This is a genomic window from Agrobacterium sp. NPDC090283, from assembly GCF_044769685.1.
In the GTDB taxonomy this organism is placed as follows: domain Bacteria; phylum Pseudomonadota; class Alphaproteobacteria; order Rhizobiales; family Rhizobiaceae; genus Agrobacterium.
The window spans coordinates 1-1,736 of the sequence record NZ_JBIVYG010000051.1 but is presented as its reverse complement, the minus strand read 5'-3'; the positions used below and the strand labels follow the sequence as shown (position 1 = coordinate 1,736).

At 65.8% G+C, this 1,736-nt stretch carries 1 protein-coding gene; it reads left to right on the top strand.

Annotated elements, in window-relative coordinates:
- Positions 1–1,736, top strand: a 1,736-nt coding sequence (trbE, locus tag ACIQUH_RS27870; RefSeq protein ID WP_400821437.1) for a conjugal transfer protein TrbE, incomplete at both ends; no start/stop codon positions are given.

The window sequence follows — 1,736 nt, the reverse complement described above, 5'->3', positions numbered from 1 at the left end:
TTCCTCTATCTGCCCCCGGCCGAGGAAGCCGCCCGCGCCGAAAGCTGGCTCTACGAGGGCCGCGAGCGCACCGGCGTCGATCCGCAAGAGATTCTGCGCACCTTCATCGACCGCACCGACCGCGTGCTGGCGCTGCTCGACGGCTTCATGCCCGAATGCGCCTGGCTCGATGACTCGGAGACGCTGACCTATCTGCATTCCTGCGTTTCCACGAAGCGCCACCGCGTCCGTGTTCCCGAAACCCCGGTCTATCTCGATGCGCTGCTTGCCGATCAGCCGCTGACCGGCGGGCTCGAACCGCGCCTTGGGGCCGAGCATCTGCGCGTCCTCACCATTATCGGCTTTCCGACCGCGACGACGCCCGGCCTGCTCGACGATCTCAACCGGCTCGCCTTTCCCTATCGCTGGTCGACCCGCGCGATCCTGCTCGACAAGGTGGATGCGACCAAGCTGCTGACCAAGATCAGGCGGCAGTGGTTTGCCAAACGCAAGTCGATCGCCGCGATCCTCAAGGAAGTTCTGACCAACGAAGCCTCGGCGCTGGTGGACACCGATGCGTCCAACAAGGCGGCCGACGCCGACATCGCCTTGCAGGAGCTTGGCGCCGATGTCGCCGGCATGGCCTATGTCACCGCGACGATCGTGGTGTGGGACGCCGATCCGCGTCTTGCCGACGAGAAGCTGCGCCTTGTCGAGAAGGTCATTCAGGGCCGCGACTTCACGGCCATGGTTGAGACTGTCAACGCGGTGGACGCGTGGCTCGGCAGTCTGCCGGGCCATGCCTACGCCAACGTCCGCCAGCCTCCCATCAGCACTTTGAATCTCGCCCACATGATCCCGCTGTCGGCGGTGTGGGCGGGGCCGGAACGGGACGAGCATTTGGGTAGCCCCCCCTTGCTTTACGGCAAGACCGAAGGCTCGACCCCGTTCCGGTTATCCCTTCATGTCGGCGATGTCGGCCATACCCTCGTCGTCGGCCCGACCGGCGCGGGCAAGTCCGTGCTGCTCGCGCTCATGGCCTTGCAGTTCCGACGCTATGAGCGGTCGCAGGTCTTCGCCTTCGATTTCGGCGGTTCGATCCGGGCGGCCGCGCTCGCCATGGGCGGCGACTGGCACGATCTCGGCGGCGGCCTCACCGAAGGCTCCGACGTCTCGGTCTCGCTCCAGCCGCTCGCCCGCATCCACGACAGCTACGAACGCGCCTGGGCCGCCGACTGGATCGTGGCGATCCTGACCCGCGAAGGCATCCCCATCACCCCGGAGGTGAAGGAGCATATCTGGACGGCGCTGACTTCGCTGGCGTCGGCACCTGTCGAGGAACGCACCATCACGGGCTTTGCGGTCCTGCTCCAATCCAACGACATCAAGCAGGCGCTTCGGCCCTATTGCGTCGGCGGCGCCTATGGCCGGTTGCTCGACGCCGAGGCCGAACATCTCGGCACATCGCAAGTGCAGGCGTTCGAGATCGAGGGGCTTGTCGGCACGGGGGCCGCGCCCGCCGTGCTCGCCTATCTCTTCCACCGCATCGGCGATCGTCTCGACGGACGGCCGACGCTGCTCATCATCGACGAGGGCTGGCTTGCGCTGGACGATGAAGGCTTCGCCGGCCAGCTCCGCGAATGGCTGAAGACGCTCAGAAAAAAGAATGCGTCGGTCATCTTCGCCACGCAGTCGCTGTCCGACATCGACAATTCGAGCATCGCGCCGGCCATCATCGAAAGCTGCCCGACGCGGCT